The sequence below is a fragment of the Paenibacillus sp. 2KB_20 genome, from assembly GCF_052115765.1.
Classification (GTDB): Bacteria; Bacillota; Bacilli; order Paenibacillales; family Paenibacillaceae; genus Paenibacillus_AQ.
Genome location: NZ_JBFRHH010000023.1, coordinates 1 through 24,044, shown reverse-complemented (window position 1 = coordinate 24,044; position 24,044 = coordinate 1). Strand labels below are relative to the sequence as shown.

Genomic DNA, 24,044 nt, shown 5'->3' with positions numbered 1-24,044 from the left:
CGGAGATGGTAAATCTTTTTACGTCTATTCTTCCTATATATCGTTTGAACTCTCTTGAATGTGGAAATGATAGAGATAGAAGTCAAATCGATAGGAATGGATGAGACGGAGGCGATCATTTATTATGAAGCAAATTCTACTGATTACGGACGGGTGCTCTAACGTTGGGGCCAGTCCAGTTCTGGCCGCAGCCCATGCGCTCCAGGATGGTATTGTTGTGAATGTGGTGGGGGTTCTTGATTACGGGACGATCGGTGAGCTAGGGGGATTGGAAATTCAGGAGATAGCCAAAGCGGGAGGAGGCATACACCGGATCGTAGGCACACCGCAGCTGGCGCAGACGATACAGATGATGACTCGGAAAACGGTGGTTCAGACGATCCAACAAGCGGTAAATAAGGAGATACAGCATATTCTGGGGGGCGGGTCGCTGGAGGAGCTTCCGCCGGATAAGCGTTCGCAGGTCGTGGAAGTGGTGGATGAGCTGGCTGAGACATCATCACTGCAGGTCGCGCTGTTAATCGATGCAAGTGCAAGTATGAAACCCAAGCTGGCTGCCGTTGAGGAAGCGATACGTGATTTGATGCTGAGTTTGAAAGCGCGCGCAGGCTCAAGTGAATTGTCCGTATTCCATTTTCCTGGAAAACACAGCGGCGAGGATATCGTGATGGACGTGAATTGGACCTCAGATCTTGACGGCGCCCGGGGAATGTTCAGCCGCTTGCAGATGAGAGGGGCGACGCCGACTGGACCTGCCTTGTTAAAGGTGATTGAATTTTACCGATATGGTACACTAGAAGGTAATCAATCATGGCAGGGTCATTCCAGCCAAGAGGAAGGGATGCTCGGTGACTACGTTGTCTAACCCGGGTTATCCGCCAGGAACCGTAATTAAAGGCAAGTGGCGGAACAGCCGGTACATCGTGGAACGTATGCTCGGCAAAGGGGCTAACGGCAAGGTGTATCTGGTTCACCGGGCAGGAGTACGCGGGCGTTATGCTTTGAAAGTAGGGTATGACGCTCTGGATCTTCAATCCGAAATTAATGTGCTGAATGCGTTAAAAGAACAGATGCCGGACCCGTATCTCGTGGAGGCGGACGATCATCATGACGGCAGTGGCGAAGTGTCCTTCTATGTTATGCGTTACATTGAGGGGAGTCCGCTGCATCATTTTATTCGCAAACGCGGTGCCGACTGGATCGGATTGATCGGACTGAAGCTGCTCGAGAAGCTGTCCGTTCTGCATGCATCCGGTTATGCATTCGGTGATTTGAAGCCGGATAATGTGATGGTCTCGGCATACGGAAGAGTGGAACTGATAGATTACGGAGGCGTCAGCCCTTTCGGACGCAGCGTAAAGCAGTTTACGGAATGGTATGATCGGGGATACTGGAATGCCGGAAGCCGGACTGGCGACGTAACCTATGATTTGTTCTCGTTTGCCGTGATGTGCATCGGCCTGCTGGATGAGAAATCGTTACGGGAGGCGTCTTGCCAGCTTCCCCAGACCCGTAGTGTTGCAGATCTGCAGCTGGTGCTGCGAAGAAACCTTGTGTTCAAACCATACGCTGTTTGGCTGAACAAGGCTTTATCGGGGGATTTCGCGGATTCACGGGAAGCGTTGAACGAGTGGAGAAAACGAATATACGAAGATTCGGGCAGGAACGTGCGTCCTAATCCAGGACGAACTCCGCGTTGGCTGAAGAACGCGTTTGGTTTATCGTTAGTCATCATGGCCTTTGCTGTTTATTTTTTCTTCCGCTCATGAAGCTGAATTGTTACCTTGTTACTGGGAGTTCATAAAGGGGACCTGGAAGTGAAACAGGATTATTTACGGACATTCGTCCAACATGTCGAGCGTACAGCCGCAGAGTTTGATCTGTGGTCAGAAGGCGATAGCATCGTGGTCGCTGTTTCCGGCGGGCCTGATTCCGTTGCGCTCCTGCACGTGCTGCATGAAATTTCTTTGCACCGGACACCGCTCCGATTGATCTGCGCCCATGTGCATCATGGGTTTCGGAAAGAGTCGGACCAAGAGGCGGAGATGGTGCGTGAACTGGCGGAGCGGCTCGGACTTCCATTTGAAACGGCGTTCATCGATATTCCTGCTTATATGGAAGAGAGCGGTAAGGGTGGGCAGGAGGCTGCAAGAGAGAAGCGTTATGAATTTTTGCTGCAAACGGCTCATAAATACAACGCGCGCTCCGTGGCACTGGCTCATCATGCTGACGATCAAGCCGAGACGGTACTCATGAGGCTTCTGCGCGGAAGCGGCTTGTCCGGACTTGCCGGAATAAAATTTAAGCGCACGGAAAAAAAAGTGGAACTTATCCGCCCGTTCCTTCGTATGTACAAGGCGGATATCGTAGAGCTGTGCCACGAATGCGGTTTCCAGTATGCGGTGGATGATAGCAATCTACAGACGAAGTACCGCCGTAATGCGATTCGCCTGGAAGTATTGCCTTTTCTGGAACGATATAATGGGCAGTTCTCCTCCTCACTCAATCAGCTGGCCGAAATAGTCCAGCAGGAGGATGATTTTGTGGAGCTTGAAGCTGCGAAGCAATTTCGGAGTATGGTACAGGAGAACGATGGGAGGCTCGCTTTCGACGCGCCTTCCTTTTTGGGCTTACATGTCGCTTTACAACGGCGTTTGATTAAACTAATATTAAATTACCTGCCCTCAGACCAGGAAAACACCGATTTTGTCAAGATTGAAACGGTGCGCCATGGCATTCTTAACGATCAGCGAAGCAACTGGCGTCTGGATCTGGGTGACGGCATTACCTGTGTTCGTGAGTATGGAGTGATCCAGTTTTGGCCTAAGCCTCCGAATGAACAGGGACAGTACATATACATTCTTGATTCTCCTGATGTTTCGCAGCAGTATGTTAAGGAAATCGGAAAAATGCTGAAATTGTCGTCAATGACAGGAAGCGAAAGCCGGAACGGCTCCAGACCATCAGCCTTTGTGGCGGATTTTGATGCGGATGAGCTGACGTTTCCCTTAACCTTGCGTAACAGACAGCCGGGGGACAAGATGAAGATCATGGGATTAAACGGAAGCAAAAAGGTGAAAGATATTCTCATTGATGAGAAAATCCCACCGTCTGTCCGTGCCCGGATTCCTATTCTTTGTGACGGTTCCGGCAGCATCGTGTGGATTCCAGGTGCACGACGTTCCGTTCACGCCGCTTGCGGGCGGCACACATCACGAGTTCTCCGGATGGAGCTATCGGATGCTTAAGGCAAGTGTAAAACGAAGAATGGCCCGTTTCACGCTTTCATAGTATAAACGTAGGAGGTCCACTTAAGTTGCAGAATGACATTCAGGAAATACTCATCAGTGAAGAAGAGATTCACGCAAAGATTAAGGAACTTGGTTCCAAACTCAGCGCCGAATATGTGGGACGCAATCCACTCGTTATTTGCGTTCTTAAAGGTGCATTTATTTTTATGGCCGACTTGGTTAAATCCATAACAGTACCTCTTGAGTTGGATTTCATGGCTGTATCCAGTTATGGGGCATCAACCAAATCCTCCGGCGTGGTGAAGATCATTAAAGATCTGGACGCATCCGTTGAAGGCAGGGATGTGCTGATTGTGGAGGATATTATCGACAGCGGTCTTACGCTGAGCCATTTGATTGAGCTTTTGAAGAGCCGCAAGGCAAACTCGGTGCACGTTGTCACGCTGTTTGACAAGCCGGCACGCCGTACGGTGGATTTGCAGGCCGATTACACCGGATTCGTGCTGCCGGATGCTTTTGTTGTCGGATACGGGCTCGATTATGCCGAGCATTACCGGAACCTCCCCTACATCGGGATTTTGAAGCCGGAAATCTACAGCAGTTAAACCGCGGCAATGGGCTGCTATCACAGTTCAGGGCCCTTTGTTGAGATGGCCAGACAGGCTGTGGTAAAATATCTTATGTGTCTTGAGAGGAGGTAGGGGATGAGTCGGTTCATCCGGAATTCTGGTTTTTATTTGATTCTATTTTTAGTCGTGGTGGGCATAGTACAATTCGTTACTAATGGCGGCGAGCAAGCCGATGCCCCTAGTTATAATCAACTGCGGCAGGAAGTCAAAGCTAACAACATAGAGGAAATGACGGTACAATTTGACGGTTACGCTTATCTGGTGACCGGTAAGTATAGGGAGATTTCCGAAGAGAAAAAATCGGAGAATTTCTCAACCTATATTCCTGCCACGGATGCAGCGATGCAAGAGCTGACTGCAGCCAGTGACAGCAACAACGTCAAACTGTCCGTGCAGCCAATGGAAGGCCAAAGCATTTGGCTGACATTGCTTTCATCCTTTATTCCGCTCATCATTATGTTTGTTCTGTTCTTCTTCCTGTTTAATCAGGCCCAAGGCGGCGGCGGCAAAGTGATGAACTTTGGTAAGAGCAAAGCCCGCTTATATAATGAAGAGAAGAAACGGATTACATTTGAGGATGTAGCCGGAGCAGATGAAGAGAAGCAGGAACTTGTTGAAGTTGTTGACTTCTTGAAAGATCCGCGCAAGTTTAACACGGTTGGCGCTCGCATTCCGAAGGGCGTTCTGCTTGTCGGTCCTCCGGGAACAGGTAAGACGCTCCTGGCTCGTGCCGTTGCTGGTGAAGCAGGAGTGCCATTCTTTAGTATTTCCGGTTCCGACTTTGTTGAGATGTTTGTCGGTGTCGGTGCTTCTCGTGTACGTGACTTGTTCGAGAACGCGAAGAAGAATGCACCATGTATCATCTTTATTGATGAGATTGATGCTGTGGGTCGTCAGCGTGGCGCCGGACTTGGCGGCGGTCATGACGAGCGTGAGCAGACACTCAACCAGTTGCTGGTTGAAATGGACGGTTTCGGAGCGAACGAAGGCATTATCATCGTTGCTGCGACCAACCGCCCGGACATTTTGGACCCGGCGCTTCTTCGTCCGGGACGTTTTGACCGTCAGATTACCGTAGATCGCCCGGATGTGAAGGGCCGTGAAGCCGTACTGAAGGTTCATGCACGCAACAAACCATTGACGAAGGATGTTAAACTTGACATCATCGCCAAACGTACAACCGGTTTTACAGGTGCCGATCTGGAGAATCTCCTGAACGAGGCTGCCTTGCTTGCGGCTCGCCGCAACCGTAAAGATATCTCCATGCGAGAAGTGGATGAGGCGATTGACCGTGTTATCGTCGGTACGGAGAAACGCAGCCGCGTGATCAGTGATCGCGAGAAACGTATCGTAGCTTACCATGAAGCAGGTCACACCATTGTGGGTTACTTCCTCGAGCATGCGGATACGGTGCACAAGGTAACGATTATTCCTCGTGGCCGTGCCGGTGGATATGTCATCATGATGCCGAAGGAAGATCGGATGCTCGTGACGAAGCAGGAATTGCTGGATCGCGTAACCGGTTTGCTCGGCGGCCGTGTTGCTGAGGAACTGTTCATCGGTGAAATCGGAACCGGAGCATATAGTGACTTCCAACAAGCGACGGGCATTATCCGCAGCATGGTTGTAGAATATGGTATGAGTGAGAAGCTCGGACCGATGCAGTTCGGTACATCCCAAGGACAAGTGTTCCTTGGACGTGATATCGGACATGAGCAGAACTATAGTGATCGAATTGCTTATGAGATCGATCAGGAAATGCAGCGATTCATTAATGATTGCTATGAGAAATGTAAAGAGATCCTGAATAAGCATGCAAAAGAGGTTCACCTGATTGCGAACACGCTCCTCGAGATGGAAACGCTGGAGCTTGAGCAAATCAAGAATCTCATTGAGACCGGATCAGCTGAAGGCAACGGCAGTGGCGACGGTGAAGGAGAAGGTTCTACCGAGAATGGTGAACCGATCATCGACAACATTGGCGACGTGAAAGTTCGTATCCAAGGGAAAGAAGACGGCGAGCAGCCGACTTCCACGGAAGAAATTCCGAACAACCCGATGGATTCGAATGATCCAGGGCCGGAGCGAAAAGATTCCGAGCGCAAGGATCCTCCAGGCGGATCGGACAACGGTAACAGCAGCTTAACGTAATATTCGCTGATAAAACATCGAATACCGAATAAAATTGAAGAACCGGAGAACGATAATTCGTTTTCCGGTTCTTTTTGTGCTTTCTATCACATTGACAGGGGGCAGAACGAACGTGTACATTAGTTGTTAAATAAGGATGCGCATCCTTTCACAAAGGTGGAAACCATCCTGAAAGTCACATGGTCATCAGCGGCGAACCGCCGAACTACATAAAGGGAGAGGGTCGATCATGGAAGCTTTGGCACTGGAGCGTAAAGCAGAACAGAACCGTGAACTGCGTGAGCGGTTAATGCAATTGAAGAAGGAACGTAATGCAATCATTTTGGCTCATTATTATCAACGGGACGAAATACAAGAGGTCGCTGATTTCCGGGGGGATTCCTTCCTGCTCGCGCAGAAGGCAGCACAAACCGATGCTGAGGTCATCGTATTTTGCGGTGTGCATTTTATGGGCGAGAGCGCTAAAATTCTGGCACCGGGCAAGACGGTTCTTATACCGGATGAGCGGGCTGGCTGCCCTATGGCGGATATGGTGAACGTGGACGGACTTCGGAAGCTGAAAGCGCAGCATCCGAATGCGAAAGTGGTCACATACATCAATTCATCGGCTGAGATCAAAGCCGAAACGGATATCTGCTGTACGTCATCCAATGCCGTTAAAGTGATTCAGTCGGTGGATTCGGATGAAATTATATGGGTGCCTGATAAAAACCTGGGACATTATGTTCAGCAGCATACCGACAAGAAGCTTATTATCTGGGAAGGGTATTGCAACACGCATGACATGCTGACGGTTAAGGATGTTGTCGAGATGAAGGCCAAATATCCTCATGCGGAATTTGTGGTGCACCCGGAATGCCGTCCTGAGGTTGTAGCGATGGGCGATTTTGTAGGGAGTACCACCGCCATCCTGGAATATTGCAAAAATTCATCTGCCAAGGAGTTTATTGTAGGCACAGAGGATGGAACCGGATATCAGCTTCGATTGGATAGCCCGGATAAATCGTTCCACTTCGCTACGAAGTTCCTGGTGTGTCCGAATATGAAAGTGAATAACCTCAAAAAGCTGGTTAAAGCGTTGGAAACGATGAAGCCGCAAATTTATGTGCCGCCGGTCGTTGCAGAGAAAGCCAGAACTTCATTAGAGCGCATGTTACAAGTTAAGTAGCATGCGCTACTCTTTCGTGAAAAGACAGGTGAGGCATCGTGATACCGCAGTATTTAATTGATTTTGAGCTGAACGATCTTCCGGTCATTGAGACGGATGTCATCGTGATCGGTTCAGGCATTGCGGGTTTATATACGGCGATCATGGCAAGCGCGACTCAGAATGTACTATTGATTACGAAGAAATCGCTGCTTGAAAGCAACACGCGTTATGCACAGGGAGGGATTGCAGCCGTAACAGCCGAGGATGACTCTCCGGCCTACCACCGGCAGGACACCCTCCTGGCAGGGGCGGGCCTATGTTCTTCTACCGCAGTGGATGTGCTTGTCAACGAGGGCCCGGTCGGTGTTCAAGAGCTGATTCGGCTCGGTACGATGTTTGATGTGGAGAATGGCGAGCTCGCACTCACCCAAGAAGGCGCGCACAGTCATCGCCGGATCCTTCATGCCAACGGGGATGCAACCGGATATGAAATCGTGCGTGCCCTTTCCATTCAGATTGAAATGCTTCACAATGTAGAGGTGTGGGACGATCATTTTGTCATTGACCTGATTACCGAGCAGGGAGAGTGTCATGGCGTTTTAGTACAGATGCCGGACGGCAAACGGGTATTCGTACGTGGACGGGCGACGGTGATGTGTTCCGGGGGCGCCGGTCAATTGTACCGGTATACGACCAATCCGGAGGTTGCTACAGCGGATGGCGTTGCCATGGCTTATCGGGCAGGCGCAGAAATTCGGGATATGGAATTTATACAGTTCCACCCGACGGCGCTTAGTTATCCGGGGGCGCCCCGATTCCTTATATCAGAGGCGGTTCGGGGTGAAGGTGCCGTTCTTCGGAATATACGAGGGGAACGGTTCATGCCCAAATACCATGAATTGCTGGAGCTGGCGCCGCGGGATATTGTAGCACGGGCCATTGTCAGTGAGATGGAAGCAACGGGGTCTACCTTTGTATATCTGGATATTACCCATGAGTCGCCGGAGATGGTCAAACATCGATTCCCAACGATTTATGAAACCTGCATGCAATATGGACTCGATTTATCGTCAGATTGGATTCCGGTCTCCCCGGCTGCGCATTATATGATGGGGGGCATCAAAACCAATCTGCATGGCGAGAGCAGCGTGAAGCGTTTATTTGCTTGCGGGGAGGTATCGTCTACCGGTGTTCACGGGGCGAACCGTTTGGCCAGCAATTCGCTGTCGGAGGCGATTGTGTACGGCAGTCGTATTGTCGAGCGCATTAAGAGTCTGCCGGAACCCTCAGGAGATCCACTTCATGTATCATTCCATCTCGGTCGCAAGGACACCCCGTCCCAGGCAATGGTGGAAAAGCGCTTGAAGCTTCAGAAGGTGATGGTACGTTATGCAGGACTTCGCAGAAATCGGGATACTCTATTAAGAGCAGCAGAAGAGCTCGGCCGTCAGCTGCCATTGTTCCATTCGATGCTTTCCAAGCGTGAGGAATACGAGTTTGCCAACATGCTCACAGCATCCTTACTCGTGGTGCAGGGTGCGCTGGGTCGTGAAGAAAGCCGGGGAGCCCACTACCGTGAGGATTTCCCGGAGCGGAATGACAGCGTATGGCAGAAACATATTGTCCATACACGGGATCAAGAAATGACGGAGGAATTAAGCGATGATGTTTAACGGATACAACGATGGCCTTCTCCAGAGTATACGGACCTGGCTGCAGGAGGATATTGGGTCGGGGGACATTACGACTCTCACCACCATTGAGCCGGGTCATGAATCCAAGGGCGTTATCCATGCCAAGGAGGCAGGAATCGTGGCAGGCATGCCGGTAGCAGAGCTGGTATTCGAAACGGTTGATCCGTCGCTGACGTTTACGGCATTGGTTCGGGATGGGGACGAGGTTGAAAAAGGAACGGTTCTCGCTGAGGTGGAAGGAAGCACTCATCGTATTTTGACAGGCGAGCGTCTTGCTTTGAATTTGCTTCAGCGTATGTCGGGTATTGCAACAAGAACACGTTCTTTTGTAGATGTACTCGAGGGATTGCCGACAAGATTGGTGGATACCCGCAAAACGACACCAGGCCACCGAATGCTCGAGAAGTATGCTGTTCGGGTTGGCGGCGGCGCGAACCATCGTTTCGGTCTGTACGATGCCGTTATGATTAAGGATAATCACATTAAGGGTGCAGGAGGAATCGCGCAAGCGGTCAGCCGGGCAAGAGCCCATATTCCACATACCATGACGATAGAAGTTGAAACCGAGAGCTTGGCGCAGGTGGAGGAAGCACTGGCTGCAGGCGCAGATATTATTATGCTGGATAACATGAGTCATGACATGATGGCGGAGTCTGTTCGAAGAATCAAGGCCAAGGCGCCTCATGTGCGGGTCGAAGCATCGGGGAACGTGACGCTGGAGACCGTACGCGGGATTGCCGAGACCGGGGTCGACGTGATATCCGTTGGTCGGCTTACTTATTCTTTCCATAGTCTCGATATCAGTCTGGATCTGAATGCGAAGAAAGGAGGGACAGAAGGTTGATTCTAGTTGTGGATGTAGGGAATACCAATATTGTACTGGGTGTGTATCAGGGGAAGAAGCTGCTGCATGATTTTCGAATCAGTACATCGCGTCAGTCCACCGTGGATGAATACGGTGTACTGATTCACAATTTGTTTCAAATGTCCAATATATTGGTAAGCCAAATAGAAGGCGTAATTGTTTCTTCCGTAGTTCCTCCTCTTGTACGTGTGGTCGAGGAGATGTGCAATAAATATATTGGCAAGGCGCCCCTGATCGTAGGACCGGGGATCAAAACAGGACTGAATCTGCGGTATGAGAATCCGCGCGAGGTTGGTGCTGACCGGATCGTGAATGCAGTAGCAGCCGTCGAGCAGTACGGGGGGCCGCTGATTGTGGTGGATTTCGGTACGGCGACGACGTTTGATTGCATTGATGAGGCAGGCAATTATCTTGGCGGAGTGATTGTGCCTGGTATTGGCATTGCTACTGAGGCTCTGGTACAGCGTGCTTCCAAGCTTCCTCGCGTAGAGCTCGAAAAGCCGAAAAAAGTAATTGGGCGCAATACCGTACATGCCATGCAGGCCGGTATCGTTTTTGGTTATGCGGGACAGGTTGATGGCCTGGTCAAGCGTATAAAAGCCGAGATGGGTACGGACAATGTTAAGGTTATCGCTACCGGGGGAATGGCCGAGCTGATTGCCAGCGAAACGGAGTCCATTGAAGAGATTTCTCCCCTTCTGACATTAGAAGGCTTGCGTATTATTTATGAGCGTAACTAGAACCGCTATAAAACCGTTAGATATTACAAACAACTAGAAAGACAAGGAGGCCTCAAGATGGGTAATCAAAAAGACCGTTTGCTGCGGGGAACAGCATTAAACGGGAAAGTACGGACATTTGCCGTTCGGACAACCGATTTGGTTGAAGAGCTTCGCCAAAGACATGATACGTTTCCTGTCGTCACAGCCGCTTTGGGCCGCACCGTGTCAGCAGCAGCGATGATGGGAGCTATGCTAAAAGGAGACGAGCGTCTTAGCATTCAAGTGCGAGGCGACGGACCGATCGGTTTGATTGTGGCGGAGAGTAATGCCAACGGCGAGGTCCGCGGATATGTCAAAAATCCGCATGTGGAGCTGACGAATATCCGTCCGGGTAAGATGGATGTTGCCGCTGCTGTAGGGACCACCGGCCATATTGATGTGATCAAGGATTTCGGGTTGAAGGAGCCTTACCGTGGCAGTGTACCGATTATTTCGGGCGAGCTCGCTGAAGACTTCACATACTATTTTGCCGTATCCGAACAGACCAACTCGGCGGTAAGCCTGGGTGTGCTGGTTTCACCGGATTATTCCGTGTCGAATGCGGGCGGCTTCATCATTCAGCTTCTCCCCGGCGTTACCGAGGATGAGATTACGGAGCTTGAGCTTGCGCTGAGCAAGATTCCACCGATCACCGAGATGCTGGAAGAAGGACTGGAACTGGAAGACATCCTGAAACGAGTAGTTCCGGATGTGACCATTTTGGAGGAAATGGACGTGTACTTCAGCTGTGACTGCTCGCATGAGCGAGTGGAGCGCGCTTTGATCAGCTTGGGGCAGGAAGAGCTTGAGCAGATGATCGAAGAGGATGGCAAGGCCGAAGTTTCTTGTCATTTTTGCAATGAAAAATATACGTTCGATAGAGAACAGCTAAAATCCGTGCTAGAGCGGGCCAAATCTTAACGTTGGGATGAGCGACCGTGATGACGAGACAAGAGAAGGGATTGTGGGCGACCGTCATTGTCTTGACAGCATGCGTATTGGGTATGGGTGGCTGGATGCTGTTTTCCGGGAATTTATCGCAAGAGGCTTCACCATCTTGGAAAGATGGCTCCCAACCAGTTGCATCCATCCAGGACAGGACGATTACCGAAGACGAGTGGGTTGACGAGCTAAAGAAGCGTTATGGCCGCGAAATGCTGATGACCATGCTGAATCGGCACGCCGTGGCTCTGGAGGCCAAAGCGAAGGATATTGATGTTATGCCGGCAGAAGTCGATGCAGAAATCGAAGTCATGAGCCATAGCTACGGTTCTAAGGAACGTTTCTTATCGGAAATGGAAGATCAGCTTGGCATTACGGAGAGTGAATTAAAGACAGAGACGATGTATCGGCTGCTGCTTGAGAAAATTGCGACTTCCGACGTACACATCGAAGAGCAGCAGATCGATTCGTATCTGGAACAGTACCCTGACCAATTTCGCCCCAAGAAGCAGTTGAATTTATCCATGATCGAGGTCGCTTCGGAAAATGAGGCAGAACGGGTCATGGATCGGCTGGAGAATGGAGAAGCTTTTGCGGATCTCGCGGCTCAGGTATCTCTCGATGAGTATACTCGCGAAGACGGCGGGCAGATCGGCTTGGTCGAGGAGGATGATCCCTTCTTGCCGCCGGCACTGCTGGATGCAGCTTCAACGCTTGAGCCCGGGGATATTGCGGGACCGATCTCACTCACAGACACCTATGCCATTGTTTATGTGAAGGAAATTATCGAGCCTCAGGCCCCGAGCGAGGAAAGTGTCCGCGAGGCGGTTCGTAAGCAGCTGGCCCTAGAGCAGTCGGTGTCTTTATCCGAACTGGAGCGTCAGCTTCGCGAGAAATACGAGGCCCGGATTAGCGCTGGTACGGTCACGTTGTAAATAGAAGAAGAACATGGAGAAAGCTCGCTGTGGCGGAGTAAGATGTGGCTGCAGGAGCTTTTTTTGCGTTGAAGGTTGCAAAAGGTTTTATTCACTGAGGAATGGTGGCTTTTTGAGCGTGCATGGCTAGAGACGAATTCGCGTTTCCTCGTTCGGTAGGCGGAGGAAAATCCACCTAGAAATGTTGATTTTCGAGGTGTGGGATATTGACAATGACACGTAACGTTGTTAAGATGAAGGTATAAAAACCTACCTTTTTACTCGGATATCTGCAACCTCAATAATCAAGAATTAGAGTCTATATGCTGGCTCTGCTTTTCTTTCAACATCCAGACACCACAAATTTAATGATTCGACATTAGAATGTATAACACCATTATGGATTTACTAGTTTATTCAGATTCATATTTAGAGGAGGGCTTCATTCATGGCAAAAGTCGTAAACAATGTGACAGAATTAATCGGTGGAACTCCACTCGTCCGTTTGAACCGGATCGTACCGGAGGATAGCGCAGAGATTTATCTGAAGCTGGAATACCAGAACCCGGGTGCAAGCGTTAAAGACCGGATCGCGATCAGCATTGTGGAAGAAGCGGAGAAGGACGGGCGTTTGAAGCCGGGCGATACCATTATTGAAGCAACAAGCGGTAATACAGGTATTGGTCTAGCTATGGTGGCAGCTGCCAAAGGCTACAAAGCGGTTATCGTTATGCCTGAAACCATGAGCTTGGAGCGCCGCAACCTGCTGCGTGCCTATGGCGCGGAACTGGTACTGACACCGGGATCGGAAGGAATGAACGGTGCGGTTAAGAAGGCGGAAGAAATTCTGAAGGAAAATGCCGGATTCTTTATGGCCGATCAATTCAATAACCAAGCCAACGTGAAAATCCACCGTGAAACAACAGGTCCGGAAATCGTTGAAGCGATCCAATCCATCGGCGGTTCCTTGGATGCGTTCGTGGCAGGTATCGGAACAGGCGGAACGATTACAGGGGCGGGCGAAGTGCTGAAAGAGCAATTCCCTGATATTAAGGTCATTGCAGTTGAGCCTGCTGCATCGCCAATCCTTGCCGGAGGCAAACCAGGTCCTCACAAAATCCAGGGCATTGGCGCAAACTTCATTCCTGAAATTTTGAACCAAGAAGTCTACGATGAAATCGTTCATGTCGAGAATGACGATGCCTTTGAAACCTCCCGCCGTGTGGCGAAGGAAGAAGGCGTTCTTGGCGGTATTTCCTCTGGTGCGGCTGTATATGCGGCATTGAAGGTTGCCAAAGAGCTTGGTAAAGGCAAGCGGGTGGTAGCCGTGATCCCAAGTAATGGAGAACGTTACCTGAGCACGCCGCTCTATAACTTCGAGTAACGAGTAAGATGATATTGTAATATGCCCGCATGGTCTCACCTCATCTGGGTGAGATAATGCGTGACAAGGTAGGGGTCCTCAATGTGTTTTTATAGCATTGAGGGCTTTTTGCGTATACTAGTCCCTAAGATAACGCTTTATTGGAATCCACGGGATGACCGCTCCAAAAAATTATTGTTGGACGAGCTTCTATTTAGGGTTTTCAAGAGAAGCGGGATACAGTATACTGACAGGCAACAGTAAGGCTTTTGATGACTAAGGGAGGATCGGCATGGAGAGAAGAGTGGAACTGGCCCAGTGGCAGGCATGGGCTAAAGAGGGCTGGTCCGTCGTTCCCTATCTGGTTCAATATAAAGGAGCAACAAGAGGGTTACCCCTGTCATGGAGACATGCATGGAAAGCGGCATCGCCGTATGCCTTTGTGCTGGAGAGCGGTAAGGGCGGACGCTATACGTATCTTGGATTGCGGCCAGTGTCCATTCTGCAGGGGAAGGGAAGCTATGGAGAGATCATAGCGCTGTCGGGGGATTCGCGAACGCAGGTAACGGGAAAGCCGCTGCATCTGTTAGAGCAGTGGATGAAAGAATGGCGGGCTCCCCGTGTTCCGGGCTGGCCGGACTTTCGCGGAGGCTGCGCCGGTTTTCTAAGCTACGATGTAATCCGATCGATTGAGCAGCTCCCCAAGATGGCCAAAGATGAGCCGGGGTTCCTGGATTATATGTGGATGCGCATGGAAGAGATCTGGATCTATGATCATACAGATGACAGCATCTACTGTTCGATACATGTCCCTCTGCCTTGGGCATTCGGGACCGGGGAAGTTTCGGAGGAAAAGGCGGCATCCGGTGCTTCTGTTGATGCATCCAGAGGTTCGGTGCTTTCAACCGATCAAGAGAAGCTATTGCAGGAGTTATATGATCGGGCTGTCGTAAGGACTGAATCGATGCTGTTCCAATGGAATCAAATGTTTGGAACAGTCGTAGGGAACGGCTCGGAGTCCGAAGATGAGCACGTACGGCAGGGACGATGGAAGAAAGCGCAAGAGCTGTCAGGGCCGAATGTCGAGATTTGGGATCGGCTGGAGATTGATTTTACGCAGGAAGCGTTCGAGCAGGCGGTACGCTCGATTCAAGAATATATTCGGCAGGGTGATGTATTTCAGGTCAATTTGTCTCTGCGCCGTCATTTGCAACTGCATGCGGACCCCGCGGATATTTATGAGTGGCTGCGTATCCTGAATCCGTCGCCGTATATGGGGTATTTATCCTCGCCGGGCTTCAGCTTGGCTAGCGGCTCACCGGAATTGCTGGTGAAGCTGGATGGCGATGTCGTATCTGCACGACCGATTGCGGGAACTCGGCGCCGGGGAAGCAATCCGGAAGAGGATGCGGCAATGGAAGCGGAACTGCTTGGCAGCGAGAAAGAACGGGCGGAGCATATTATGCTGGTCGATTTGGAGCGTAATGACATTGGCCGCATTGCCGCATACGGAACCGTGCATGTTCCGGAGCTGATGACTGTCGAGAGGTACTCTCACGTGATGCATCTGGTGTCGCAAGTAGAAGGGCGGATTGCAGAGGGCAACCATGCACATGATGTCATTGCGGCAGCGTTCCCCGGCGGCACCATTACAGGCGCACCCAAAATCCGGACCATGGAGATCATCGAAGAGCTGGAGCCCGTGACGCGGGGACCCTATACCGGCTCCATGGGCTGGATCGATTATAATGGTGATATGGAGCTCAACATTATTATTCGGACCCTCGCCGTGAAGGATGGGGTCGGCTATATTCAGACGGGTGCGGGGATTGTCATTGACTCCGATCCGTACCGGGAATACAGGGAGTGTCATAACAAGGCAAAGGCTTTGATTGCTGCACTGATATGCAGTGAAGAAGAAGCGGCAGTGTTGTCCGCGAATATAGGGGGGAACTAATATGATACTTGTCATCGACAATTATGATTCGTTTACGTATAACCTGGTTCAATATTTGGGTGAGCTCGGCGAGGAAGTGAAGGTTTTCCGGAATGATGAGATCGACATCGCTGGCATCGAGGCATTGGCCCCGGACCATATCCTGATATCTCCGGGACCGTGCACGCCGAATGAAGCCGGCATCAGTCTGGATGTGATTTCGCATTTCAAGGGTGTGATTCCGATCTTCGGCGTCTGCCTCGGCCATCAGGCGATCGGGCAAGCCTTTGGCGGCAACGTGATTCGTGCGGAGCGCCTGATGCATGGGAAAACATCCGCGATCCAGCATACGGGCGGCTCGGTCTTCGAAGGCTTACCGGTTCCGTTCACCGCAACGCGCTATCACTCGCTGATCGTTGAGAAGGAAACTTTGCCGGATGAGCTGGAGATTACCGCCTGGACCGAAGAGGGCGAAATCATGGGTCTTCGGCATAAACATTATCCCATAGAAGGGGTGCAGTTCCATCCGGAATCCATCATTACGGACCATGGCCATCAGATGCTGCGCAATTTCTTGAAGCGTACAGCTGGCACCAAAGCATGAAGTATATTGGCATGAACGGCGGCATCGTTGAAGCTGCCGAGGCTGTCATACCTGTAATGGATCACGGTCTTCTGTACGGAATGGGGTTATTCGAGACCTTCCGCACTTACGAGGGGAAGCCTTTTTTAATAGAGCGGCACTTGAGCCGGCTCATGAACAGCTGCCGGGAGCTCGGGATCGTCCACAGGGCGGATGCTGAGAGGATCAGCCGCTGGATATCGGAACTGATGGAGGCCAATGGTCTCCAGGATGCTTATATCCGGTATACTGTAACGGCAGGAGAGGGATTGCTCGGTTTGCCTGCTGACGATTATTTGAAGCCTTCCGAGATTTTATTCGCCAAAGAGCTGCCGGCCGCAAACGAAATGCTTTACGAGAAAGGCAGAGCCATGCGGAGGCTGTCCCTTCCGCGAAACACACCGGAATCCTCGGTTCGGCTGAAATCTCTGCATTATATGAACAATATACTCGCAAAGCGGGAATTGGCCGAATACCCCAGCCACTCGGATGGTCCGACAGAGGGGCTGATGCTAACGGCGGCCGGGGAAGTGGGGGAGGGCATTGTCAGCAATGTCTTTTTTGTCAAAGCGGGTCGTGTATATACGCCTGACATAAGTACGGGCATTTTGCCGGGGATTACCAGGGCCGTGGTGCTGGAATTGGCTGCCGATCTTGGGATGGAAGTCGAAGAAGGCCGTTACAGCTGGGAGTTTTTCACTGGAGCGGATGAAATATTTACGACCGGTTCTGTGCAGGAGATTGTTCCGGTTACGACGTTGATTGGAGCTGAAGGCGAGACTCTAGTTATTGGACAAGGATTGGCCGGTCCGATAACCCGTACATTACTGAGCGCATATAGAAGGAAAGCAGGGCAAAAGGCATGAAAACAACGATTTACGAACGTGAATATCGGCTGAGCAAGGATGCTGTGTTAAAGCTCGGTCAATCCACGCTCATTATGGGCATATTGAATGTGACGCCGGATTCGTTCTCCGACGGAGGTCGTTATCACGACACGGAGCGGGCGGTCGAGCACGCGCTTCAACTGGTGGAAGAGGGAGCTGACATCATCGATATCGGCGGAGAATCGACGCGTCCAGGCCATGAGCCGGTTGGAGCTGAAGAGGAGCTCGCCCGCGTTATCCCGGTTATAGAAGCCATCCATCGGCATGCGCCGCATATTCCATTATCAATTGACACGTATAAAGCGGAAGTTGCGCGTCAGGCTATTGGAGCGGGCGCTCATATCATAAATGATATTTGGGGCTTTAAAGACGACGCGGATATGCCCAAGACAGCGGCAGAACTCGGATGCCCCGTGATTTTGATGCACAATCGCCGCGATCGGAATTACATCAATCTTATCGAGGACGTAAAGCGCGATTTGCTGGAAAGTGTCGAAATTGCGAGGGCTGCAGGTGTGCAGGATCAGCATATTTTGCTCGACCCGGGTATCGGGTTTGCCAAGGACTATGACGAGAACATGAAAGTGATGGCCTCCCTCGATCAGCTCGTAGGGCTTGGGTTTCCGGTGCTGCTGGCTACCTCCCGCAAAAGGTTCATCCAGACCGCACTTGGCGCCCCGGCGCAAGATGTGCTCGAAGGAACGGCCGCTACGGTGGCTTACGGGATTGCGCAAGGCTGCCAGATCGTTCGTGTGCATGACGTTTTGCATATGAAACGGACAGCGAAGATGTGTGATGCCATGACTTACGCTTCAACGGAGCTTACACGTATATAATTTTTTTCGGGACAAAGGATGGAAGGGCGGAGTACGAGATGGATAAAATGATACTGAGCCGCATGGAATACTACGGCTACCATGGTGTGTTTGAGGAAGAGCGCAAGTTGGGTCAACGATTCTATGTAGATCTGGAGCTGGAGATGGATTTGAGCAAAGCTGCGAAGACGGATGACCTGACGTTAACGGTAAATTATGCCGAGATTCATGATCTCTTGCTGGATATTATGCGGACGGAGTCGTTCCGCCTGATTGAAGCTTTAGCGGAGCATATTGCATCTAAGGTATTGGACACTTATACTATTATCGATGCTTTAACGGTCCGATTGACGAAGCCGCACCCGCCTTTTGACATTCATTTTGAAGGTGTGACCATTGAGCTGCACCGGACCAGGAAGTGAGACGATCATGAATTCACACGCCACCTCTGAGTGTTCAGAGGCTTATATTGCTTTAGGGGCCAATTTGGGAGACCGCGAGGGTAACCTGATGGAGGCTTTGGAACGGTTGGATGAAGTACCTGGCATATCGGTAGAGCGCGTATCCAACTTGTATGAAACCGAGCCGGTCGGCTATGTGGATCAACCGATGTTTCTTAATATGGCCACAGCCGTGTCGACATCGCTGAGTCCGCATGAGCTGCTTGCCGAAATGCAGCGAATTGAAAAGCAGCTCGGCCGGGTACGTCATATTCATTGGGGACCGCGGACGGTGGACTTGGACCTGTTATGGATGGAAGGACGCCGTCTGGATACGCCGGACCTTGTTCTGCCGCATCCCCGTATGCAGGAGCGGGCCTTTGTGCTCAGACCGCTGGCCGATATCGTATATGAGCTCGAACCTTCAGGTCTGTACCCTGTAGTGAAGACAGCACTTGAGAACCTGGAAGGAAAGGAAGGAATACAGCTTTGGAAAACAAGCAGCTGGCGCAGCGTATCCGCGCTTTCCGAAAATTGAAGGGTTTAACCCAGCAAGAGCTCGCCGAGCGAACCGGTATATCACTGGCCGTCCTTGGTGCGATTGAGCGGGGGAACCGCCGTGCCGAGGAGCAGATGCTGGCTCAGATTGCGGACGTGCTGGAGATTACATTGCAGGAGCTTAAGGAACGGAGCTAGAACCTCTGAATAGAAAAGCCGGTGCAGGTTTATTTTCATTAAACCCGGCTATTAATATAGGATGATGCTTCTGGATGCGATCTACAAGACATGTAATTTTTGCGGACTGGACGAGGGTGCGATTCATGAGTATGATGGGTTGGTTTGAAACATATGGATCCCTTGCACGATAACCGGGATCTTTCAACTATAAATATCTGAATATAAAGGGGTGACACATAAAATGGACAAGTTGCAAATCGGAAACATCGAGATGAAGAACCAAGTGGTTCTGGCGCCCATGGCAGGCGTGTGCAACCCAGCGTTCCGCTTGATTGCTAAGGAATTTGGTACCGGTTTGGTTTGCGCCGAAATGGTGAGCGGCAAGGCCATTGTTCACGGGAACAAGCGCACCCAGGAGATGCTGTTCGTCGACGAGCGGGAGAAGCCGCTGAGCCTGCAAATTTTTGGCGGTGACCGTCAATCCTTGGTGGAAGCGGCCAAAGTTGTCGATCAGCAAACCAATGCCGACATCATCGACATTAACATGGGCTGTCCTGCACCGAAGGTAACGAAGGTTGATGCGGGTGCGCGCTGGCTTCTGGATTCGAACAAAATCTATGAAATGGTAGCGGCCGTTGTTGATGCCGTGAACAAACCGGTCACGGTGAAGATGCGCACAGGCTGGGATAGCGATCACATCTATGCTGTCGAAAATGCACAAGCTGTCGAACGCGCGGGCGGTCAGGCGGTCAGCGTTCACGGACGTACGCGCGAGCAGCTCTACACCGGGCACGCGGATTGGGACATCATTCGCCAAGTGAAAGAAGCCGTCGCCATTCCGGTTATCGGTAACGGCGATGTGGTGACGCCGGAGGATGCTCGCCGAATGCTGGATACGACAGGCTGCGATGGTGTCATGATCGGCCGAGGAGCGCTGGGGAACCCATGGATGCTGTATCGTACCGTGGAGTACCTGAAGACAGGCCAGCTGCTGCCGGATCCGGCTCCGCAGGAGAAAATCCGGATTGCCATTCTGCATATGGACCGGTTGATCGCTCTGCGCGGCGAAGCGGTTGCGGTACGGGAAATGCGCAAGCATCTTTCCTGGTATTTGAAAGGGCTGAAGGGATCCGCTCGCATTAAAGATATGATTATGGAAGAAACGAAGCGCGACGAAATGGTGAACCTTCTGAACAACTTTGTGAACAATCTGGAGGCCCAAGAAGAATCGACAAAAAGTGTATACCCTCAAGTCGTTGCGGCGATGGGATAATTAGGGGTGCAGGCTGTTAATGGGTGCGTGTATGCGACATTCGTAACAGCCTTTGCGCGCATTGACTTTTTGAAATGGTTCCCATATAATCTTTCAGTATAAATTCAAGAAATTGAGCAGGCATCAGAGGGAAGTTCTGATCCCCAAGAATTCGCATATAGTATGTTGATACCGTGGTTTAAATTATTTACATGACAGGAGAATCGGTTAATGAGCGATAAAGAAGTCATTCTTACCCAGGACGGTCTGAAGAAACTGGAGGACGAACTTGAGAATCTAAAGTCTGTAAAACGCCGCGAAGTGGCTGAGCGGATTAAAGTTGCCATCGGTTATGGTGATATTAGTGAAAACTCCGAATATGAAGACGCCAAGAACGAGCAAGCCTTTATCGAAGGCCGGATTATAACGCTGGAGAAAATGCTCCGCAATGCGCGCATCATCAACAATGATGATATCAATACAGATGTCGTCGGCGTGGGCAACACGGTGATCGTAGAGGATTTGGAATTCGGCGACACGATGCAATATACCATTGTAGGTACCGCTGAATCGGATCCGCTTAACAACAAGATCTCTAACGAGAGTCCTGTCGGCAAAGCGATTATTGGCAAGCAAAAAGGATCGGTTGTAGATGTTAACGTTCCTGCGGGCGTTATTCAATATAAAATTGTAGACATTAAGAAGTAAGTCGGAATGTGGTGTAGAAAGCTTCCTTCGGGGGGCTTTTTTAACATATTAGAATTTATAAGTTTTTTGGGGTCCCCGCAAAGTATTTGGAATAAGCATCGTAGCATAGGCTCCACTTTGTGGGGTTATTTTGAATAGGCAAGGCTGTGTTAGGGGCTTAATGGGTTAATGGCATGTCTTGATATGGCTGCCCTACCGTTAAGTCCTAACCGAATGTGTACAAGTTATTCAAGGGGCTGTCCGGATCATGTAATGGGTGGCGGCGTTTGTGCTGTTGGGGATTACGATGGAAGTGAAATGAAGGAGATGAATGACGATGACGGAAGAAATGAATAACCAGGAACAAGAACAGGAGTTAAGTGAGCTTTTGCAAATCCGCCGCAACAAATTGGACGAGCTTCGCAAGCTGGGCATCGATCCGTTTGGCGGAAAATATGAAAGAGAACATCACGCAGGTGATATTCTGAAACAGTATGACGAGCTCTCCAAGGAAGAACTGGAAGAGAAGCAGGTGGAAGTGAACCTGGCTGGCCGGATTATGGCGAAGCGTGGCATGGGCAAGGCTTCTTTTGCTCATATTCAAGATTTGAGCGGCCGGATTCAGATCTATGTTCGCCAGGATTCGATTGCAGAAGCGCAATATGAAGCATTCAGCATCCTTGATCTGGGTGACATCATCGGGGTCAAAGGGGTCTTGTTCAAGACCAAAACCGGTGAAACCACCATTAAAGTGAAGGAACTGGAGGTTCTTTCAAAGTCGCTTTATCCGCTCCCTGAGAAATTCCATGGTTTGAAGGATGTGGAACTCCGTTACCGTCAGCGTTATGTCGACTTGATTATCAATCCAGATGTGCAGAAGACCTTCATTGCCCGTTCCCGTATTATTCAATCGATGCGCCGTTACCTGGATTCCCAAGGCTATCTTGAAGTGGAAACCCCGACTTTGCATTCGATCGCTGGTGGTGCGGCGGCACGCCCGTTCATTACGCATCATAATGCGCTGGATATGGAGCTGTATATGCGGATCGCGATTGAGCTTCATCTGAAGCGTCTGATCGTGGGCGGATTGGAAAAAGTGTATGAGATTGGCCGCGTATACCGGAATGAAGGGATCTCTACCCGTCATAACCCGGAGTTTACGATGATTGAGCTCTATGAAGCCTATGCGGATTATAAAGATATTATGGCACTGACCGAGAATATGATTGCCCATATTGCCCAAGAGGTGCTGGGTACACAAGTGATTTCCTATCAAGGGCACGAAGTTGACCTGACGCCACAATGGCGTCGTGTATCCATGGTTGATGCCGTAAAAGAAGTAGTTGGCGTTGACTTTAGTGTTGACATGTCCAATGAGGAGGCGCATCGTCTTGCAAAAGAACATAAAGTTCCGGTAGAGCCGCATATGACATTCGGCCACATCTTGAACGCGTTCTTTGAACAATTCGTTGAAGAGACACTGATTCAGCCGACGTTCGTAACCGGTCATCCGGTTGAGATTTCGCCGCTGGCGAAGAAGAACGACGTGGATCCGCGGTTCACGGATCGCTTTGAGCTGTTTATCGTGGCACGTGAGCACGCGAACGCCTTCTCGGAGCTCAATGATCCGATCGACCAGCGTCAGCGTTTTGAAGCGCAGATGAAGGAAAAAGAACAGGGCAATGACGAAGCGCACGAGATGGATGAAGATTTCTTGCGTGCACTGGAGTATGGCATGCCGCCAACAGGCGGACTTGGTATCGGGATCGATCGTTTGATCATGCTTCTTACGAATTCCCCATCCATTCGTGATGTCTTACTGTTCCCGCACATGCGTAATAAGGAGTAGCAGCGTTTGCTCCATTAATAGATTGTGGAAGAGGCAGTCGGCTATAGATCTCTATAGTCGGCTGCCTTCTTTTTGTATGGTGATCCCGATTCTCTCTTGTTCTGAGAATAAAGCTGTGCTACATTTATTTAGCACATACGTATTAAATAAGGAGGCCGGAGAATGATTGGAGCTTTTATTATTGGATGTGAAATTTTATTCTGGGTATTTGTTCTCGCTGGATTAAGCACAAGATATCTGCTCGGGATGAAAAGAACGGGCGGCATACTGCTGCTGTGTACGCCGATCATCGACTTATTATTGATAGCCGTAACCATGATAGATCTGCGTGGCGGGGCAGAGGCCGGATTCATGCATGGGCTGGCAGCTGTATACATCGGGGTGACGATTGCTTTTGGGCATCGGATGATCCAATGGGCGGACGTCCGGTTTGCTCACCGATTTGCAGGTGGTAAGAAACCGGAGCCAGCCCCGAAACATGGAGCGGCTCGCGCCAAGCGTGAACGCCAGGGGTGGTATCGCCATGTGTTGGCGTGGATGATAGGAGTTATATTGCTTGGCGTTATGATTGTTGTGGTTGGGGAACCAGAACGAACGGAGCAGCTAAAGGCGTTGATCTTGCAATGGGCAGTGATCCTGGGAATTGACTTCATATATAGCTTCAGCTATACCTTCTGGCCTAAGAAGCAGGCAGGGTAAATGGAGATACTGAATACCTAGTATATAGTAAGTAAATGAATGTATGATTTTACCTTATTATTAATTTGTCAAAAGGGTTGCATATTGGCGAATACCATGGTATATTATATTTCCGGCCAAGAAATACGGTCGAAACAATCGCTTGAGACAACAAGCCAAAATGAATTTGAAAAATAAATTCAAAAAAAGCTTGCGATGATCGAGCGGATGTGATAGGATATAAGAGTTGCTAACGAGATAAAATGTTGGCGGCAAACGAAGAAGTTGATCTTTGAAAACTGAACAACGAGTGAGTAAAACGAACCACTTTGGTGGAACGTTGAAATAGAGAATTGAACAAATTCTCGTCAGTTAAGAAATGAGCAAGTCAAACACTTTATTGGAGAGTTTGATCCTGGCTCAGGACGAACGCTGGCGGCGTGCCTAATACATGCAAGTCGAGCGGACTTGATGGAGTGC

At 50.4% G+C, this 24,044-nt stretch carries 23 protein-coding genes and 1 rRNA gene; all 24 read left to right on the top strand.

The genetic code is table 11. From position 1 onward, the window contains the following. Positions 1-124 precede the first annotated feature (124 nt). Complete coding sequence (locus tag AB4124_RS32425; protein WP_076326532.1) at positions 125-865, top strand: vWA domain-containing protein; 741 nt, start codon at positions 125-127, stop codon at positions 863-865. Continuing rightward, complete coding sequence (locus AB4124_RS32420) at positions 849-1,769, top strand: serine/threonine protein kinase (RefSeq protein WP_441975321.1); 921 nt, start codon at positions 849-851, stop codon at positions 1,767-1,769. The genes AB4124_RS32425 and AB4124_RS32420 overlap by 17 nt, the downstream gene beginning before the upstream one ends. Positions 1,770-1,817: 48 nt before the next feature. Continuing rightward, positions 1,818-3,248 (top strand): tRNA lysidine(34) synthetase TilS, encoded by a 1,431-nt coding sequence (gene tilS, locus AB4124_RS32415; RefSeq protein WP_441975320.1) that lies wholly within the window; start codon positions 1,818-1,820, stop codon positions 3,246-3,248. Between the two features lie 68 nt (positions 3,249-3,316). Beyond that, positions 3,317-3,856 carry a hypoxanthine phosphoribosyltransferase gene (gene hpt / locus AB4124_RS32410; protein ID WP_441975319.1) on the top strand — a complete coding sequence of 180 codons (540 nt, stop codon included), beginning with the start codon at positions 3,317-3,319 and terminating at the stop codon, positions 3,854-3,856. Between the two features lie 99 nt (positions 3,857-3,955). Next, the gene (gene ftsH, locus AB4124_RS32405) at positions 3,956-6,031 is read left to right on the top strand and encodes an ATP-dependent zinc metalloprotease FtsH (protein ID WP_076326695.1); all 2,076 of its coding nucleotides are present in this window, start codon (positions 3,956-3,958) and stop codon (positions 6,029-6,031) included. Positions 6,032-6,260: 229 nt separating this feature from the next. Then, positions 6,261-7,199, top strand: coding sequence for a quinolinate synthase NadA (gene nadA, locus AB4124_RS32400; RefSeq protein ID WP_098741232.1), 939 nt, complete (start codon positions 6,261-6,263; stop codon positions 7,197-7,199). A gap of 38 nt (positions 7,200-7,237) precedes the next feature. Further along, entirely contained in the window at positions 7,238-8,854 is a 1,617-nt protein-coding gene (nadB, locus tag AB4124_RS32395; RefSeq protein WP_441975318.1) for an L-aspartate oxidase, read from the top strand. Next, positions 8,844-9,719, top strand: coding sequence for a carboxylating nicotinate-nucleotide diphosphorylase (gene nadC / locus AB4124_RS32390; protein WP_076326692.1), 876 nt, complete (start codon positions 8,844-8,846; stop codon positions 9,717-9,719). Before nadB ends, nadC begins: the two co-directional genes overlap by 11 nt. Continuing rightward, positions 9,716-10,480, top strand: a complete 765-nt coding sequence (locus AB4124_RS32385) for a type III pantothenate kinase (RefSeq protein ID WP_098741235.1) — start codon at positions 9,716-9,718, stop codon at positions 10,478-10,480. The genes nadC and AB4124_RS32385 overlap by 4 nt, the downstream gene beginning before the upstream one ends. A 57-nt stretch (positions 10,481-10,537) precedes the next feature. Continuing rightward, positions 10,538-11,422, top strand: coding sequence for an Hsp33 family molecular chaperone HslO (gene hslO / locus AB4124_RS32380; RefSeq protein WP_441975317.1), 885 nt, complete (start codon positions 10,538-10,540; stop codon positions 11,420-11,422). Between the two features lie 20 nt (positions 11,423-11,442). Continuing rightward, on the top strand, positions 11,443-12,378 hold the full coding sequence (locus AB4124_RS32375) for a peptidylprolyl isomerase (RefSeq protein ID WP_441975331.1): 936 nt from the start codon (positions 11,443-11,445) through the stop codon (positions 12,376-12,378). Positions 12,379-12,805: 427 nt separating this feature from the next. Beyond that, on the top strand, positions 12,806-13,741 hold the full coding sequence (gene cysK / locus AB4124_RS32370; protein WP_076326688.1) for a cysteine synthase A: 936 nt from the start codon (positions 12,806-12,808) through the stop codon (positions 13,739-13,741). A 271-nt stretch (positions 13,742-14,012) separates the two neighbouring features. Further along, positions 14,013-15,677, top strand: coding sequence for an anthranilate synthase component I family protein (locus tag AB4124_RS32365; RefSeq protein WP_441975316.1), 1,665 nt, complete (start codon positions 14,013-14,015; stop codon positions 15,675-15,677). A 1-nt stretch (position 15,678) separates the two neighbouring features. Next, on the top strand, positions 15,679-16,260 hold the full coding sequence (gene pabA, locus AB4124_RS32360; protein ID WP_441975315.1) for an aminodeoxychorismate/anthranilate synthase component II: 582 nt from the start codon (positions 15,679-15,681) through the stop codon (positions 16,258-16,260). Beyond that, positions 16,257-17,144: an aminotransferase class IV gene (locus AB4124_RS32355; RefSeq protein ID WP_441975314.1), complete on the top strand. Its 888-nt coding sequence runs from the start codon at positions 16,257-16,259 to the stop codon at positions 17,142-17,144. Before pabA ends, AB4124_RS32355 begins: the two co-directional genes overlap by 4 nt. Then, a complete protein-coding gene (gene folP, locus AB4124_RS32350) occupies positions 17,141-18,001 on the top strand; it encodes a dihydropteroate synthase (protein WP_213647973.1) in 861 nt (286 codons plus the stop codon). The genes AB4124_RS32355 and folP overlap by 4 nt, the downstream gene beginning before the upstream one ends. Positions 18,002-18,039: 38 nt before the next feature. Continuing rightward, entirely contained in the window at positions 18,040-18,402 is a 363-nt protein-coding gene (gene folB / locus AB4124_RS32345) for a dihydroneopterin aldolase (RefSeq protein ID WP_006207454.1), read from the top strand. 7 nt (positions 18,403-18,409) lie between these two features. Then, positions 18,410-18,958, top strand: coding sequence for a 2-amino-4-hydroxy-6-hydroxymethyldihydropteridine diphosphokinase (gene folK, locus AB4124_RS32340; protein WP_215157248.1), 549 nt, complete (start codon positions 18,410-18,412; stop codon positions 18,956-18,958). After that, positions 18,910-19,116, top strand: coding sequence for a helix-turn-helix domain-containing protein (locus tag AB4124_RS32335; protein ID WP_076326682.1), 207 nt, complete (start codon positions 18,910-18,912; stop codon positions 19,114-19,116). Before folK ends, AB4124_RS32335 begins: the two co-directional genes overlap by 49 nt. Positions 19,117-19,339: 223 nt before the next feature. Then, a complete protein-coding gene (dusB, locus tag AB4124_RS32330) occupies positions 19,340-20,371 on the top strand; it encodes a tRNA dihydrouridine synthase DusB (protein WP_076326681.1) in 1,032 nt (343 codons plus the stop codon). A 210-nt stretch (positions 20,372-20,581) separates the two neighbouring features. After that, positions 20,582-21,058 (top strand): transcription elongation factor GreA, encoded by a 477-nt coding sequence (gene greA, locus AB4124_RS32325; RefSeq protein ID WP_076326680.1) that lies wholly within the window; start codon positions 20,582-20,584, stop codon positions 21,056-21,058. Between the two features lie 316 nt (positions 21,059-21,374). After that, positions 21,375-22,886: a lysine--tRNA ligase gene (gene lysS / locus AB4124_RS32320; protein WP_098741245.1), complete on the top strand. Its 1,512-nt coding sequence runs from the start codon at positions 21,375-21,377 to the stop codon at positions 22,884-22,886. Between the two features lie 162 nt (positions 22,887-23,048). Next, positions 23,049-23,585 (top strand): hypothetical protein, encoded by a 537-nt coding sequence (locus tag AB4124_RS32315; protein ID WP_441975313.1) that lies wholly within the window; start codon positions 23,049-23,051, stop codon positions 23,583-23,585. Positions 23,586-23,961: 376 nt separating this feature from the next. After that, a 16S ribosomal RNA gene (locus tag AB4124_RS32310) occupies positions 23,962-24,044 on the top strand; the annotation flags it as partial.